This window comes from Planktotalea sp., assembly GCF_039984035.1.
Lineage (GTDB): Bacteria > Pseudomonadota > Alphaproteobacteria > Rhodobacterales > Rhodobacteraceae > Planktotalea.
This window is the reverse complement of the sequence record NZ_JBDWVM010000078.1, coordinates 1-16174: the sequence shown is the minus strand read 5'-3', so window position 1 is coordinate 16174 and position 16174 is coordinate 1. Positions and strand designations below refer to the sequence as shown.

Sequence of the window (16174 nt, the reverse complement as noted above, 5' to 3'; positions counted from 1 at the left end):
GATCGCTTGCTTGTATTTGGCTCAAACGGGCGGTTCTATACTGTATCCGCCGCCAATTTGCCCGGCGGGCGTGGAATGGGCGAGCCGCTTAGATTGATGGTTGATTTACCGAACGAGGCGGAGATCGTCGATCTGTTCATCCATAAACCGGGCCGCAAACTCGTTGTTGCATCCTCTGCAGGGGATGGCTTCATCGTGCCCGAAGACGACGTCGTCGCGCAGACCCGTTCTGGGAAACAAGTCTTGAACGTGCGCGGCGAAACACGCGCGCTCACCTGTAAGCCTGTGAGCGGAGATAGCGTTGCAGTGGTTGGCGAGAACCGTAAGGTGTTGGTCTTTGCGCTTGAGGAACTGCCCGAAATGGGACGTGGCAAAGGCGTACGTTTGCAGAAGTATAAGGACGGGGGCATGTCTGATGTCACCACCTTTACGCTGAGCGAGGGTCTGTCCTGGCTTGATCCTGCGGGGCGTACGCGCACCGAAACAGAATTGAGCGAATGGCAAGGTAAGCGCGCTGGAACGGGTCGCATGGCGCCGCGCGGTTTCCCACGTGATAATCGATTTACCTGACGCTGTGATTGATCTTAGGGCTGCGCTGCGGTAGCACGGCGCGGCTGCTAAAGGGGTTAATCCATGTACCGATTCTGTGCCTTACTTGTCCTGCTCTTGGGGCTAAGTGCCTGCGAAGACATCAACGATTTGTCCGCAACACCATCTCCAATTGGTGAATTTGCCTTGGGTCACAACATCGTTGTAGCACCTAATCTGGTGAAAGGACCTGCGTCTCGCGAAGCCTCAAAAGAGGAATGGATTGCCGCGATGGAAAAGGCCATCGATGATCGCTTTGCACGTTATGATGGCGATCAACTTTATCACTTTGGTCTTTCGCTTGAGGGATATGTTCTCGCACAACCAGGTTTGCCAGTTGTCTTGTCACCGAAATCAGTCCTCATTTTGAAGCTGACAGTTTGGGACGATGCGGCCGGTAAGAAACTGAATTCAGAACCAGAGCAAATTACTGTGCTCGAATCGCTTGATGGCGATACCATCGTCGGCTCAGGGCTCACAAAAACAGCAGATGAGCAGATGGCGACGTTGGCTGAAAACGGCGCAAAGCTCATTCAGCGCTGGATCACTCGCCAGCATCGCTCCGAACAATGGTTTAAGCGCCGTCCAGAAACGGCAAAGGCGCAAGCAGAAGAAGCTGCTGCCGCGACTGAGGTCGCAGTGACAGAGGCTGAGGAAACCGCCGTCCCGACTGCAGAAACCGAAGCTGCGACCGAAGTGGTAGATGAGGCTGTGGAAACGGCAACCGAGGCTGCGGAAGCGGTTGTCGAATAAACTGCGACAGCACTATGTAACTGACGCTTGATTTTTGCGCGCGAAGCCAATATGTGCGCGGCAGAGAAATTTGGGTCCGCTGGGGACCCCCCAATCTATGAGGCGCCAAGATGGCTAAGGAAAAGTTTGAACGCACGAAACCGCACGTCAACATCGGTACAATCGGCCACGTTGACCACGGCAAGACGACATTGACAGCGGCGATCACGAAGCAATTCGGTGATTTCCAAGCGTATGACGAAATCGATGGCGCGCCGGAAGAAAAAGCACGTGGTATCACGATCTCTACAGCGCACGTTGAGTACGAAACAGAGACACGCCACTACGCGCACGTTGACTGCCCAGGTCACGCGGACTACGTGAAAAACATGATCACAGGCGCGGCGCAAATGGACGGCGCGATCTTGGTTGTGAACGCAGCAGACGGCCCAATGCCACAGACGCGTGAGCACATCCTGCTCGGCCGTCAGGTTGGCATCCCGTACATGGTTGTTTACATGAACAAAGTTGACCAAGTCGACGACGAAGAGTTGCTCGAATTGGTTGAAATGGAAATCCGTGAGCTTCTGTCCTCTTACGAGTATCCAGGCGACGATATCCCTGTTGTTGCAGGCTCTGCGCTGGCGGCTCTGGAAGACCGTGACGACGAAATCGGCAAAGAGTCCATCGCGAAGCTTTTGGCAGCTGTTGATGAGTACATCCCAACGCCAGCGCGTGCTGTTGACCAGCCGTTCCTGATGCCAATCGAAGACGTGTTCTCGATCTCTGGCCGTGGTACAGTTGTAACAGGTCGTATCGAGCGCGGCGTTCTGAACGTTGGCGACGAAATCGAAATCGTTGGTATCCGCGACACGTCCAAAACGACATGTACTGGTGTTGAAATGTTCCGCAAGCTGCTTGATCGCGGTGAAGCAGGCGACAACGTTGGCGCACTTCTGCGTGGTATCGACCGTGATGGCGTTGAGCGTGGCCAGATCTTGTGCGCGCCTAAGTCCGTTGCACCACACACAAAGTTCGAAGCAGAAGCCTACATTCTGACAAAAGAAGAAGGCGGTCGTCACACACCATTCTTCGCGAACTACCGTCCACAGTTCTACTTCCGTACAACAGACGTTACGGGCACAGTTGAGCTGCCAGCGGGTACAGAAATGGTGATGCCAGGCGACAACTTGAAGTTCAACGTTGAGCTGATCGCACCAATCGCGATGGAGCAAGGCTTGCGCTTCGCGATCCGCGAAGGCGGCCGTACAGTTGGCGCGGGCGTTGTGTCCTCGATCACTGAGTAAGTTTACGACCGCTTCGCGGACGTAAACCGGTGGGGAGAAGCTTGTTTTTAGCGCGCTAAAAACTGCAAGGCCCCACATCTCTCCAATCTGGGAGAGGGCAGTGCTAAAAGATAAGGCGGCATCCAGAGCAATCTGGGTGCCGCTTTTCTTTTACAGAGCCCAAACCGCGTAAGGTGCGTGATACCACGCACACTACATTTCGATGTTGCTCTCACTCTTGAAAAGTTGGCAAATAGGGTATGATAAACCTGCGCCCTGCAAGATTTGATGATTTCCCGTTAATTCAAGAGATGGATGAATTCTTGGGAGATCGGCGCCTTGATTTGCAATCTGGGTTACTGACAGTTGCAGAAGCAGCAGATCAAAACATCACAGGGTATGCGCGCGTTGACCCGTCTTGTTTTCTTGGATGGCCATGCTTGACGTCTTTATGCGTCGGGTCTGTCTATCGACGAACAGGTGTCGGTTCGGCATTGCTCCTCAATGCGCAACAGGATGAACGCTATACTCGGCTTTTCACGACGACCGAACAAAGCAATATCGCGATGCAAACGCTTCTCGACAAAGTAGGAGCTTGGAAGATCGGGGCGTTGAACGATTTGAACTTGAGTGGTGAAACCGAAATCGCCTTTCGATTAAAATAGGGTTTGCGTAAAGAATGACTAAATACCCTGCACCGACGACACGAAACCCGGTTCGATTGCCAGACGGCACCTCGCATCAAGGAACTGTTTTTCTTGCAGCGGCCGTGCAGCATGCGCGATTTGAGGTTGGCGCTTATACATATGCTTCTGCGCATCAACCTCCCGAAGATTGGGCCGCGCATTTAGCGCCTTATCTCTACGACTCTTCACCGGAAAAGCTGAAGATCGGAAAGTTTTGCCAAATAGCAAACGGCGTGCAATTCATCACCGCTTCAGCCAATCATCGCTATGATGGAATTTCCAGCTATCCTTTTGCGATTTTCGATGACGGGCCCCTGCAAGGGCGCCCTTCAATCCCAGAAGGTGGGCGTGACACGATCGTCGGACATGATTGCTGGATTGGCGCGGGCGCAACGATTCTACCGGGCGCTACCTTGGGGGACGGGGTCATCGTTGGGGCAGGGGCCGTCGTTGCAGGTGACATACCAGATTATCATATCGTGGTCGGCAACCCTGCGCAGAAAGTTCGCCAACGGTTTAGCGATCAACAGATTTCGCGGCTCAAGCGCATATCGTGGTGGGACTGGCCGATTGATAAAATTTTGCGTCACGAAACTGAGATCTGCGGTGCAGATATCGACGCATTGGAACAGGTTGCGCAATAGCTTTGGAATAATGGCATTTGCCTCTTGCAAAGGATAAGCGCGCGCCGTAAACGTGCCGTGGCTTTAGGGGTTTAGCTCAGTTGGTAGAGCATCGGTCTCCAAAACCGAGGGTCGTGGGTTCGAGTCCCTCAGCCCCTGCCAATCATCCAACACATGTTCGTTCCGACGATGTAGCGCGGCTTCGGCCGAGCCGCAGTGGTTCGCAAGACATGCGTTAGGTTGAACTATTTCTTCTTTGTTATTCTGATTTAAGGGTTAGTATCGCTCGGGATTTGAAGCCTTTCTCTCAGGAGACTTTCCAAGTGATCAATAAATATCAGGGTATTTGGCCCGTTGCGCCTACACCGTTTCATTCGGATGGCACGCTTGATTTAGCTGGGATGAAGAGAGTTCTCGATTGTTTGGTGGATCAAGGCGCAGATGGGATTTGCGTTCTTGCAAATTTCTCTGAGCAGTTTTTGATCTCTGACGAAGAGCGTGAAATTCTGACAAGGTTGTCGATAGAGCACATTGCAGGGCGCGTTCCCGTCATCGTGACCGTTAGCCATTTTGCGACGCAGATTGCGGTCGAGCGCGCGCGCTTCGCAAAAAGCCTCGGCGCTGATATTGTGATGATGATGCCGCCCTATCACGGGGCGCTCTTGAAAGGCACCGTGCAGCAAACGTTTGAGCAATTTCAAGCTGTGAATGAAGTTGGCATACCGATCATGGTGCAAGATGCGCCGCTGTCTGGTGTGGAGCTCCCTGTACCTCTCTTGGTTCAAATGGCTCAAGAACTTGAGATGGTGAAGCTTTTTAAGATCGAATGTCCAAGGGCTGCGAATAAGATACGCGCCTTGATCCAACAAGGAGGCGAGGCGATTGAAGCGCCCTTCGACGGGGAAGAGGGGATCACGCTTTTAGCGGATCTTGATGCAGGCGCGACGGGGTCAATGACTTCCGGTATGATCGTGGATCAGATCAAACCTGTAATTTCGCATTATTCGGCTGGTCGTATTGAGGCCGCAACAGAGGCTTACGGGCGCGTCGCAATGGCGATTAATCATGAAAATCGACAATGCGGGTGGCAGTCTTGTAAAGCGGCGATGGTCGAAGGCGGTGTGATAAAGTCCGAGTTTTGTCGCCACCCAATTCCACTGCTGGACCCTAAAATCCGCGAGCGTTTGATAAGTCTTATTGCTCCACTCGATCCCTTGGTTTTGAAATGGGGAAAATAGCAGGGTGACAGGTGCCTCAGATCTCGAGCGCTCCTTGCAATTTTTGTGGACCAAACAGCACGGATTTCTGTACTCCTGTAAACCCATCTTGAAACCACAGCGATCAAAGCGTATGTGGCACTCTAACCTCGTATGATGAAAGACCGATGATGGCTCGCACCAACCCGCTTCAATATGTTCAGCAAGTTCGCTCCGAAGTCTCCAAAGTTGTTTGGCCGACACGCCGTGAAGTGATGTTGACCACAGTCATGGTCTTTATCATGGCTGCGCTCACAGCTGTTTTCTTTGCGTTGATCGATTTGATCATCCGTTCTGGATTGACGAGCATTTTGGGAATGTTCGGTTAACCGAGCCTGTGAATTGCCCCTGCAGCTTGGGGTGATTTTAATTGCAAGCCCTTGAATTGCTATCGCGGCGGGGGTATTGCGCACAGACTTCCCCCAATTGGCGCATCGAGAATCAAACCTTGTGCCAATCGTTGTTTGACTGCTGGTGAGAACTGACAGACAGGCCAAGGGTAAATGAGATAATTCGAACCAAATGGTTCAGACAAGGATAATGGGCTGATGGCGAAGCGTTGGTATTCGGTAAGTGTTCTTTCTAACTTCGAAAAGAAGATTGCAGAACAAATCAGAACTTCAGCTCTTGAGAATGGTCTTGAGAACGAGATCGAAGAAGTATTGGTTCCGACCGAAGAAGTGATCGAAGTACGTCGCGGTAAGAAAGTGACGTCTGAACGTCGTTTCATGCCTGGCTACGTTCTGGTTCGCATGGAAATGTCAGACCAAGGGTATCACTTGATCAGCTCCATCAACCGCGTGACCGGCTTCCTTGGTCCGCAAGGGCGTCCTATGCCGATGCGTGATGCAGAAGTGCAGGCGATCCTTGGCCGTGTCGCTGAGGGTGAAGAAGCGCCGCGTACATTGATCCACTTCGAAGTGGGTGAGCGCGTGAAGGTGAATGATGGTCCGTTTGAAGACTTTGACGGAATGGTCGAGGAAGTCGACGATGAGAACCAGCGCTTGAAAGTGACTGTATCCATCTTTGGCCGTGAAACACCGGTTGAACTCGAATTTATGCAGGTGACAAAGCAGGTCAGCTAACCTGTTTTCCAGTATCTAAAGATTGCTTAAAACGTGCCGAGACCAGCTCTCGGCGCGTTTTTTTGTTGATTGGCGGCTATACGTACCTGGTTGCATCAAAAAAAGCGCACTCTGCTGAAGTATTGAGCCCTTTTTGTCGAGTTTCCTCGAATCAGTTGTTGACGGAGCCCCCTAAATCAGGCGATTTTGTAGGTACGAGCACAACATAAAGCGGTATCTGTCAAAGCCGCGCATAAATCCTTGGGGGAAACATGATTGTTCAGCTTCTGAAAACCCATTTGCCGTGGGCTGCACCTTCGGCTGCGTTAGTCTTCGCGGCATCAGGCTATTTTGATCGTTCATCTGATGAAACCGCCGCGCAACAAACGGAGCAGCTACCTTATAGTGTAGCAGCGACGCAAACTGCGCCTTCGCAGCCAGTAGATTTCGCCGCGAACCAACAAGATGTGGTGACACGCTTAGGCAATGTCACGGAAACATCCTTGCAGGTTCTTAATCCTGAACAAGCAGAAGAGCTGGGCCAAGCAGTTTTGCAAACCCGCCAACCTGAGCCGGTCGTGGCAGTTGTTGAACCGACGCCAACGGTCGCGCCAGTTACACAAGATACTGAAAGCGCCATTGAGTTCTTTGCGAATGCTCAAGCGAACCTCGATGCACATAACGCTTGTGTCGGCGATTTGCGTTCGCTTGCAGAGCAAGCACGTGTCTATTTCCCAGCAGGTGGGTTGACCGAGGATGAGCTCGGCATGGAGCAAGCGCGTTTGATTGGCACATTGCTTCAGGATTGTGATGGCGTCCAAGTGATCGTTGAAGGTCACTCTGATCCATCAGGTAATCCAGCAGTTAACCTGCGTTTGAGCAAAGAGCGTGCCCAGCACATTATCCAGCGTCTAGGTGCTTCCGGCCTCGATACGCGTAACTTCTTGGCGGAAGGGCTTGGAAGTTCTCGCCCGTCTAATGTGACTGGTCCGCTGTCGCCTGCACACTACGATCGTCGCGTTGAGTTTGTTGTTGTTGAGACAGACAGCGCGCGCGCAGCGAAGCGTTCTCAATTGAGCCCGAGCGAATGGGCCTCTGCGTCTTGCGTGAAAGACCTGCAGCGCGAAATTCTTGCGACGAAGATCTTCTACCGCCCGCGTTCTGTAGCGGCCAAGCAGGATGAGGTGAACCAAGCGCTCCGTCTCGCTGAAATGGCCTCTAATTGCCCAAATGCGCGTCTTCGCGTGATTGGTCAGCACTCTGATCCTAAACGTACAGGTGAAACGCCGGGTACTGGTCGTCTTCGTGCACAAACGATGATGGCAATGTTGGTCAGCAAGGGCATCGATTCGGGCAAGATCATTATCGCGGCTCCTTCCCGTTCCAAGGCGACGGCTGAGAACAATGGCAGCCGTATCGATTTTGATGTCATCATCGATTGATGGATTTGCCCTCTAACGGGCAAAAATCTTGAGAAAACTCTTAGAATGCGGGCAATTAGCCCGCATTTTTCGTTTCAGGCGCTGTGTTTTGAAGGTATGCACCCACATCCGATTAGGGTGTATTTCAGGCCTGCGCCCCAAAATGCACCAAATCAGAGTCGAAAGAGTCTTGAATAGCGACCCGTTCGGGTGTACGCGACGCGCTCAACCGTCTGTTAAAGGACGGTCTTTCGTGTGGGAGGGGAGCAGAGCGCGCTTTGCAATCCGGACCACATCAACGCCAAGTTCTGAGGGTCGCGACCCAAGGGACGTTGTAATAGGAGAGGCCACATGGCTAAGAAGCTCGCTGGCACGATGAAACTGCAGGTTCCTGCAGGTAAAGCAAACCCATCCCCGCCCGTAGGTCCAGCATTGGGTCAACGCGGCATCAACATCATGGAATTCTGTAAAGCGTTCAACGCTAAGACAGCTGACTTGGAGCCAGGCGCTCCTTGCCCAACCGTGATTACATATTATCAGGACAAGTCCTTCTCCATGGACATCAAGACGCCACCAGCGTCCTACTTCCTGAAGAAAGCAGCAAAGCTTTCATCCGGCGCAAAACTGCCAGGTCGTGAGATCGTTGGCTCCGTGACTGTTGCTCAGGTTCGTGAAATCGCTGCGGCGAAAATGAAAGACCTGAACGCAAACGACGAAGAAGCGGCGATGCAAATTATTCTGGGCTCTGCCCGTTCTATGGGCATTGAGGTGAAGTAATGGCTAAATTTGGTAAGCGTTTCACCGCAGCGCGTGCGGCATTCGAAGGTCAAGAAAACCTTACAGTTGAAGCAGCTGTTGCTCTTGTAAAAGGCAACGCATCTGCAAAATTCGACGAAACAATCGACATCGCTATGGCATTGGGCGTTGACCCACGTCATGCGGACCAAATGGTTCGTGGCGTTATCGGTCTGCCAAACGGCACAGGCAAAAACGTTCGCGTTGCTGTCTTTGCTCGCGGCCCGAAAGCTGAAGAAGCTCAAGCAGCTGGCGCAGACATCGTTGGTGCAGAAGACCTGATGGAAATCGTTCAGGGCGGTAAGATCGAATTCGATCGTTGCATCGCGACACCTGACATGATGCCTGTTGTTGGTCGTTTGGGTAAAGTACTTGGCCCACGCAACCTGATGCCAAACCCAAAAGTTGGCACAGTGACAATGGACGTTGAAGCAGCTGTTAAAGCGGCTAAAGGCGGCGAAGTTCAGTTCAAAGCTGAAAAAGCTGGTGTTGTTCATGCTGGTGTTGGTAAAGCGTCTTTCGACGAAGCCAAGCTGGTTGAAAACGTCAAAGCCTTCATCGGTGCGGTCGCAAAAGCGCGTCCATCTGGTGCAAAAGGTGCCTACATGAAGAAGATCAACATCTCTTCTACAATGGGCCCAAGCGTATCCATCGACGTCTCAACTGCGGTTGAAGAATAAAGAAATTTTGTGACGCGCCCTTCGGGACGCGCACTTAATGGCGGGGCTGCTAAACTTTGGCCCCGTCCTGTCCGAGACGGAGGGTGAGGGGAGACCTTCATAATTCCTTCCTGAGATGGGGAACGAGACGAGAATTTCGAGGTTTAGTACCTCGGGCGATCAACTCGGGACCCTCTATTGGACCCGAACGCTGATGTCTTTCATTCGAAAGGCTGACGCTAAACTGAGCCGGGGAGATAATCCCCACATTTGGAGTGAAACTGTGGATAGAGCACAAAAAGAACAGTTGGTCGACGAACTCGGCCAAATCTTTGAAAGCTCTGGCGTCGTTGTGGTAGCCCACTACGCCGGTCTTACAGTTGTTGAGATGCAAGACCTACGTGCCCGCGCAAGCGAAGCAGGTGGTTCTGTGCGTGTTGCCAAAAACAGGCTCGCCAAGATCGCCCTTGAGGGAAAGCCATGCGCAAGCATTGCCGACCACCTTTCGGGTATGACCGTTCTAACCTACTCTGAGGACCCTGTCGCAGCAGCGAAAGTGGCCGAAGATTTCGCCAAAGATAACAAGAATTTCGTAATTCTTGGTGGCGCAATGGGTGAGAACGCTCTGGACCGTGCCGGTGTTACAGCCGTGTCTAAGATGCCATCCCGCGACGAGCTTATTGCTTCTATCGTTGGCTGCATCGGGGCACCAGCTTCCAACATCGCCGGTGCACTTGGCGCACCTGCAAGCAACATCGCGGGCATCTTGTCCACTATCGAGGACAAGGCCGCGGCCTAAACAACATGAAGACTGGCGTGTGGTTACAAAACGCACGTTGGAACACATCTTAATAACGGAAAGAGTCTAAAATGGCTGATCTGAAAAAACTTGCTGAAGAGATCGTTGGTCTTACACTTCTCGAAGCACAAGAACTGAAAACTATCCTCAAAGATGAGTATGGTATCGAGCCAGCAGCTGGCGGCGCAGTAATGGTTGCAGCTGGCGGCGACGCTGGTGGCGCATCTGCTGAAGAGCAAACAGAATTCGACGTAATTCTGAAAGCTGCAGGCGCTTCTAAGATCAACGTGATCAAAGAAGTTCGCGCGATCACAGGTCTCGGCCTGAAAGAAGCTAAAGAGCTCGTTGAAGCTGGCGGCAAAGCTGTCAAAGAAGGCGTCTCTAAAGAAGAAGCAGAAGACGTTAAGGGCAAGCTGGAAGCAGCTGGCGCGGAAGTCGAAGTTAAGTAATCCTGTCTTTCAGGTTTATTCGGAAACGGCGGTCTTCATAGGCCGCCGTTTTTTTGTTCCGGCCGTGTTTTACTGGGCGCGCTGATTAAGGGCGCAGTTCTTTTTCAATACGGACGAGTTGCGACGATCAAGGACACGGGCGCTTGACGCGCCGCTTAGGGGTGTGCCACGTTACCGGCGAGTTGTTGCACGATTTCTGTTGCAGACCCTTGCGTTCGCACGCTTCACAGCATATTTGGAAATTTCCTGCGGTATCGATTGATTCGACGCCGCTTTTCTGTCTGCCGTAAAGGAGGTTTTGATCATTGTGATTTTGTCCTGATCCCTTCGGTAAAGATGCAGAGCAAAACACAGCTAGAAATCAATCGACGACACTCCTTTCTCGGCAAGCCTCTTGAATACAAGAGCTTTTCCAAGACAGGACCTTTTGATCGAGTGCCGCACTGTGGGACGTGTAGCGAGAATGGATCAAATTAATTCTGTCGTCTCGACAGGGCACTAAGCGGACGCCCAACCGTTTATGTGCCTGATGAGAAACTGAAAAGGTGATAACAACCATGGCTCAATCCTTCCTTGGCCAGAAGCGTTTGCGTAAATATTACGGCAAAATTCGCGAAGTTCTTGAGATGCCGAACCTGATCGAGGTTCAGAAAAGCTCTTATGACTTGTTCCTGAACTCAGGTGACGAACCGATCCCAATGGACGGTGAAGGCATCAAAGGCGTTTTCCAATCGGTTTTCCCGATCAAAGATTTCAACGAAACCTCCATTCTGGAATTCGTGAACTACGAGCTGGAAAAGCCGAAGTACGACGTGGAAGAGTGCCAACAACGCGACATGACATATTCAGCGCCGCTGAAAGTCACACTGCGTTTGATCGTATTTGATATCGATGAAGATACAGGCGCGAAGTCTGTAAAAGACATCAAAGAACAGGACGTCTTCATGGGCGACATGCCTTTGATGACACCTAACGGTACGTTCGTTGTGAACGGCACCGAGCGCGTTATCGTTTCCCAGATGCACCGCTCTCCTGGCGTGTTCTTCGATCACGACAAGGGTAAAACACACAGCTCGGGTAAGCTGTTGTTTGCATGCCGTATTATCCCATACCGTGGTTCATGGCTCGACTTTGAGTTCGACGCAAAAGACATTGTCTTTGCGCGTATCGACCGTCGTCGTAAGCTGCCTGTCACAACTCTGCTGTATTCTCTTGGTCTGGACCAAGAAGGTATCATGGATGCCTATTACGACACCGTTGAGTACAAACTTAAGAAGAACAAAGGTTGGGTAACCAAGTTCTTCCCAGAGCGCGTACGCGGCACACGTCCAACATATGATCTTGTTGACGCAAGCACCGGCGAAATCATCGCTGAAGCAAACAAGAAGGTAACGCCGCGCGCAGTTAAGAAGCTGATCGACGCTGGCGAAGTCACTGAATTGCTGGTCCCATACGATGCAATCGTCGGCAAATTCATTGCGAAGGACATCATCAACGAAGAAACTGGTGCGATCTACGCAGAAGCCGGTGACGAGTTGACGCTCGAGATGGACAAAGACGGTGACGTAATCGGTGGTTCTTTGAAGGATCTGATCGATGCAGGCATCACTGATTTGCCTATCCTCGACATCGATAACATCAACGTTGGCGCATATATGCGTAACACGATGGCAGCAGATAAGAACATGAACCGTGAAACGGCTCTCATGGATATCTACCGCGTGATGCGTCCAGGCGAGCCGCCCACCGTTGAAGCGGCGAGCAACCTGTTTGACACATTGTTCTTTGATAGCGAGCGCTATGACCTTTCCGCGGTTGGCCGTGTGAAAATGAACATGCGTCTCGATCTCGATGCGGAGGATACTCAGCGTACCCTACGCAAAGAAGACATTGTATCTTGCATCAAAGCGCTCGTTGAACTGCGCGATGGCAAAGGCGATATCGACGATATTGACCACCTTGGTAACCGCCGTGTTCGCTCCGTTGGCGAATTGATGGAAAACCAATACCGTGTTGGTCTGCTCCGCATGGAGCGCGCGATCAAAGAGCGTATGTCTTCTGTCGAAATCGACACAGTCATGCCACAGGATTTGATCAACGCGAAACCAGCGGCTGCTGCGGTACGTGAATTCTTCGGCTCTTCGCAGCTGTCACAGTTCATGGACCAAACCAACCCGCTTTCAGAGGTTACGCACAAGCGTCGCCTTTCTGCGCTTGGCCCAGGTGGTTTGACACGTGAACGTGCGGGCTTTGAAGTTCGAGATGTTCACCCGACGCACTACGGTCGTATGTGTCCAATTGAAACGCCGGAAGGTCCGAACATTGGTTTGATCAACTCACTGGCGACATTTGCCCGTGTGAACAAATACGGCTTTATCGAAACACCATACCGCGTTGTGAACGACGGCGTTGTGTCCGACGAAGTACACTACATGTCCGCGACCGAGGAAATGCGCCACACAGTGGCTCAGGCGAACGCTAACCTCGACGAGAACATGAAGTTCGTGAACGATCTGGTCTCTACACGTAAATCCGGTGACTACACATTGTCCCCGAACGAAAACGTGGACCTGATCGACGTGTCTCCAAAGCAGTTGGTCTCTGTTGCTGCCTCGCTCATCCCGTTCCTTGAGAACGACGATGCTAACCGAGCATTGATGGGATCAAACATGCAACGTCAGGCCGTTCCATTGCTGCGCGCAGAAGCGCCGCTGGTGGGTACAGGCATTGAAGAAGTTGTTGCTCGCGACTCTGGCGCGGCGATCATGGCGAAACGTGCAGGCATCATCGACCAAGTCGACGCCCAACGTATCGTTGTACGCGCAACGCACGATCTTGAGCTTGGCGATGCAGGCGTAGACATCTACCGCATGCGTAAGTTCCAGCGCTCTAACCAAAACACCACAATCAACCAACGTCCGCTTGTGAAAGTGGGTGACACGGTTGCGAAGGGTGAGGTTATTGCTGACGGTCCATCCACAGATATGGGTGAATTGGCTCTGGGTAAAAACGTGGTCGTCGCGTTTATGCCTTGGAACGGCTACAACTACGAAGATTCCATCCTGATTTCTGAGCGCGTTTCTCGTGATGACGTCTTCACTTCGATCCACATCGAAGAATTTGAAGTCGCCGCGCGTGATACAAAGCTTGGGCCAGAAGAAATCACACGTGATATTCCAAACGTTGGTGAGGAAGCGCTTCGCAACCTCGACGAAGCGGGTATCGTTTACATCGGCGCTGACGTAGAGCCGGGTGATATCTTGGTCGGTAAGATCACACCGAAGGGCGAAAGCCCGATGACGCCAGAAGAAAAGCTTCTGCGCGCTATCTTTGGTGAGAAAGCCTCTGACGTTCGTGACACATCCTTGCGTGTGAAACCGGGTGACTTTGGTACTGTTGTAGAAGTTCGCGTCTTCAACCGTCACGGCGTTGAGAAAGATGAACGTGCGCTACAGATCGAACGTGAAGAAGTTGAGCGCCTCGCGCGTGACCGTGATGACGAACTCGTCATTCTCGATCGCAACATCTATGCGCGTCTCAAAGGCATGATCCTTGGTAAAGTGGCTGTAAAAGGTCCAAAAGGCGTGAAGCCGAATGCTGAGATCACAGAAGAGCTGCTTGAAACACTGACACGTGGTCAGTGGTGGCAGCTTGCACTGAAAGACGAGCAAGACGCACAGATCGTTGAAGCCCTGAACGAGCAGTATGAAGTACAAAAGCGTACATTGGATGCCCGTTTTGAGGACAAGGTCGAGAAAGTACGCCGCGGCGACGATCTACCACCAGGTGTTATGAAGATGGTCAAAGTCTTTGTTGCTGTGAAGCGTAAGCTTCAGCCAGGCGACAAAATGGCCGGCCGTCACGGCAACAAAGGTGTTATTTCCAAGGTTGTACCGATGGAAGATATGCCATTCCTTGCCGATGGTACGCCTGTTGACTTCTGTTTGAACCCTCTTGGCGTTCCATCGCGTATGAACGTTGGTCAGATCCTTGAAACTCACATGGGTTGGGCCGCACGTGGCCTTGGTCTGAACATCGATGATGCACTTGGTGATTACCGTCGCTCCGGCGATCTGACACCTGTGCGTGAAGCGATGCAGCTTGCTTATGGCGATGATGTCTATGCTGAGGGCCTTGAAGGTCTTGATCAGGACGAACTGCTTGAGCGCGCGAAGAACGTCACAAACGGTGTTCCAATTGCAACGCCAGTCTTCGATGGCGCGAAAGAGTCTGATGTGAACGACTCTCTCAAGCGTGCGGGCTTCTCTGAAAGCGGTCAGTCGGTTCTGTTTGACGGACGTACAGGCGAGCAATTCGCGCGCCCTGTTACGGTCGGCATCAAGTACCTTCTGAAACTGCACCACCTTGTGGATGACAAAATCCACGCGCGTTCCACTGGTCCATACTCGCTGGTTACTCAGCAGCCATTGGGCGGTAAAGCGCAGTTCGGTGGTCAGCGCTTCGGTGAGATGGAAGTTTGGGCACTTGAAGCATATGGCGCAGCCTACACGCTTCAGGAAATGCTCACCGTCAAATCGGATGACGTGGCGGGCCGTACGAAGGTCTACGAAAGCATCGTCAAAGGCGAAGACAACTACGAGGCTGGTGTACCAGAGAGCTTTAACGTTCTGGTCAAAGAAGTCCGCGGCCTCGGCCTCAATATGGAACTCCTGGATGCGGAGGAAGATGAGTGACGCTTAGGCGCGCTTTGAAACTCGTGGCTGTTATGCTCGCGGTAGCGACTTTGAACGCAGCGACGTTTGTTGCAGGTTGGTACTCCGGCAATGCAGCACAGTTTCAGGTAAGCCTCGACATAAATGCAGTCGGCGATGCAGCCGGCCGCATCGCAGCCTACGAGAGTGGTTGGAACGCTCATGAGGTTGCATCAGCAATTTGCGGAACACGCTCCGACTTGAGTGGTTTCCATCACACATATGCCATTACCGGCTCTGGACAGCACTTCACGTTCACTTGCCGAGATACTGGAAAGGACACCTGATGAACCAGGAACTGACCAACAACCCGTTTAACCCGCTCACGCCGCCCAAGGTGTTTGACGAAATCAAGGTGTCTCTGGCCTCGCCAGAGCGTATCTTGTCTTGGTCTTTCGGTGAGATCAAAAAGCCAGAAACCATCAACTACCGGACGTTCAAGCCCGAGCGTGATGGCCTGTTCTGCGCGCGTATCTTTGGCCCAATCAAAGACTACGAATGCCTCTGCGGCAAATACAAACGTATGAAATATCGTGGCGTTGTCTGCGAGAAATGCGGCGTGGAAGTCACGCTGCAAAAGGTGCGCCGCGAGCGGATGGGCCACATCGAACTGGCCAGCCCTGTCGCGCACATCTGGTTCCTGAAATCGCTGCCATCGCGCATTGGTCTCATGCTGGACATGACGCTGCGCGATCTGGAACGCGTGCTGTATTTCGAAAACTACGTGGTGATCGAACCGGGCCTGACGGATCTTCAATACGGTCAGATGATGACCGAAGAAGAATACATGGACGCGCAAGACGCCTACGGCATGGACGCCTTCACCGCCAACATCGGTGCCGAAGCGATCCGCGAAATGCTGGCCGCTATTGATCTGGAACAAGAAGCCGAAACGCTGCGTGCGGACCTCAAAGAGGCCACAGGCGAGCTGAAGCCTAAAAAGATCATCAAACGTCTGAAAGTTGTTGAATCGTTCCTCGAATCCGGCAACCGCCCGGAATGGATGGTTCTGACCGTGATCCCCGTGATCCCGCCAGAATTGCGCCCGCTGGTGCCGTTGGATGGGGGCCGTTTCGCGACGTCTGACCTTAACGATCTGTATCG

The 16174-nt window shown here is 52.3% G+C and carries 15 protein-coding genes, 1 tRNA gene and 1 pseudogene; all 17 read left to right on the top strand.

What is annotated here, in order from left to right; genetic code table 11:
• Window positions 1-570, top strand: a 570-nt coding sequence (locus ABJQ89_RS03585) for a DNA gyrase C-terminal beta-propeller domain-containing protein (RefSeq protein WP_348494897.1), incomplete at its 5' end; no start/stop codon positions are given.
• A gap of 63 nt (window positions 571-633) precedes the next feature.
• On the top strand, window positions 634-1341 hold the full coding sequence (locus ABJQ89_RS03580) for a hypothetical protein (protein ID WP_348494896.1): 708 nt from the start codon (window positions 634-636) through the stop codon (window positions 1339-1341).
• A gap of 110 nt (window positions 1342-1451) precedes the next feature.
• The gene (gene tuf / locus ABJQ89_RS03575) at window positions 1452-2627 is read left to right on the top strand and encodes an elongation factor Tu (protein ID WP_348494895.1); all 1176 of its coding nucleotides are present in this window, start codon (window positions 1452-1454) and stop codon (window positions 2625-2627) included.
• Between the two features lie 239 nt (window positions 2628-2866).
• Window positions 2867-3271, top strand: a complete 405-nt coding sequence (locus ABJQ89_RS03570) for a GNAT family N-acetyltransferase (protein ID WP_348494894.1) — start codon at window positions 2867-2869, stop codon at window positions 3269-3271.
• A gap of 14 nt (window positions 3272-3285) precedes the next feature.
• The gene (locus ABJQ89_RS03565; RefSeq protein ID WP_348494893.1) at window positions 3286-3936 is read left to right on the top strand and encodes a CatB-related O-acetyltransferase; all 651 of its coding nucleotides are present in this window, start codon (window positions 3286-3288) and stop codon (window positions 3934-3936) included.
• Window positions 3937-4001: 65 nt separating this feature from the next.
• Window positions 4002-4077 (top strand) — tRNA-Trp (locus ABJQ89_RS03560).
• A 164-nt stretch (window positions 4078-4241) separates the two neighbouring features.
• A complete protein-coding gene (locus ABJQ89_RS03555; protein WP_348494899.1) occupies window positions 4242-5153 on the top strand; it encodes a dihydrodipicolinate synthase family protein in 912 nt (303 codons plus the stop codon).
• A 149-nt stretch (window positions 5154-5302) separates the two neighbouring features.
• Window positions 5303-5500 (top strand): preprotein translocase subunit SecE, encoded by a 198-nt coding sequence (secE, locus tag ABJQ89_RS03550; protein ID WP_348494898.1) that lies wholly within the window; start codon window positions 5303-5305, stop codon window positions 5498-5500.
• A gap of 219 nt (window positions 5501-5719) precedes the next feature.
• A complete protein-coding gene (gene nusG, locus ABJQ89_RS03545) occupies window positions 5720-6256 on the top strand; it encodes a transcription termination/antitermination protein NusG (RefSeq protein WP_348494892.1) in 537 nt (178 codons plus the stop codon).
• A 251-nt stretch (window positions 6257-6507) separates the two neighbouring features.
• On the top strand, window positions 6508-7677 hold the full coding sequence (locus tag ABJQ89_RS03540) for an OmpA family protein (protein ID WP_348494891.1): 1170 nt from the start codon (window positions 6508-6510) through the stop codon (window positions 7675-7677).
• A gap of 330 nt (window positions 7678-8007) precedes the next feature.
• On the top strand, window positions 8008-8433 hold the full coding sequence (gene rplK / locus ABJQ89_RS03535; protein WP_348494890.1) for a 50S ribosomal protein L11: 426 nt from the start codon (window positions 8008-8010) through the stop codon (window positions 8431-8433).
• Complete coding sequence (rplA, locus tag ABJQ89_RS03530; protein ID WP_348494889.1) at window positions 8433-9131, top strand: 50S ribosomal protein L1; 699 nt, start codon at window positions 8433-8435, stop codon at window positions 9129-9131. The genes rplK and rplA overlap by 1 nt, the downstream gene beginning before the upstream one ends.
• A gap of 262 nt (window positions 9132-9393) precedes the next feature.
• A complete protein-coding gene (gene rplJ / locus ABJQ89_RS03525; RefSeq protein WP_348494888.1) occupies window positions 9394-9909 on the top strand; it encodes a 50S ribosomal protein L10 in 516 nt (171 codons plus the stop codon).
• Between the two features lie 71 nt (window positions 9910-9980).
• Window positions 9981-10358, top strand: coding sequence for a 50S ribosomal protein L7/L12 (gene rplL, locus ABJQ89_RS03520; RefSeq protein WP_348494887.1), 378 nt, complete (start codon window positions 9981-9983; stop codon window positions 10356-10358).
• A 557-nt stretch (window positions 10359-10915) separates the two neighbouring features.
• Entirely contained in the window at window positions 10916-15052 is a 4137-nt protein-coding gene (gene rpoB, locus ABJQ89_RS03515) for a DNA-directed RNA polymerase subunit beta (RefSeq protein WP_348494886.1), read from the top strand.
• Window positions 15049-15357, top strand: a complete 309-nt coding sequence (locus ABJQ89_RS03510; protein ID WP_348494885.1) for a hypothetical protein — start codon at window positions 15049-15051, stop codon at window positions 15355-15357. The genes rpoB and ABJQ89_RS03510 overlap by 4 nt, the downstream gene beginning before the upstream one ends.
• Window positions 15357-16174, top strand: a pseudogene (locus ABJQ89_RS03505) (DNA-directed RNA polymerase subunit beta'); the annotation flags it as partial. The gene ABJQ89_RS03510 and the pseudogene ABJQ89_RS03505, both read left to right, overlap by 1 nt.